General features: G+C 67.5%; 1 protein-coding gene. It reads right to left on the reverse strand.

Annotation, left to right across the window (positions count from 1 at the left end):
* On the reverse strand, positions 1 to 292 hold a 292-nt coding region (locus ACCD07_RS32305; RefSeq protein ID WP_413449695.1), incomplete at both ends, for a hypothetical protein.

The following is a 292-nucleotide window of genomic DNA, read 5'->3' on the forward strand; positions in this document are numbered from 1 at the left end:
CCTGGCCGCTGGTCAGGCCGCCGATCTGGCTGCTGCTCAGGGCGACGATCTGGTCGGTGGTCAGCGCCTTGACCTGGTTGGTGCTCAGGCCGGCGATCACCGCCGATTTCAGCGCGCCGATGTCGCCCGTTTCAATCGCGGCGATGTCGTTGGTGCTGAAGGCGCTCAGTTGTGCCGAGCTCAGCGCGCCGAACTGGTTCGACGACAGCGCGACGACCTGGTCGGTGGTCAGGGCCGCGACGTTGGCGGTGGTGATGGCCGCCACTTGCGCGGTGGTCAGGTTCGACAGCTG

This window comes from Duganella sp. Dugasp56, assembly GCF_047304105.1.
In the GTDB taxonomy this organism is placed as follows: Bacteria; Pseudomonadota; Gammaproteobacteria; order Burkholderiales; family Burkholderiaceae_D; genus Rugamonas; species Rugamonas hordei.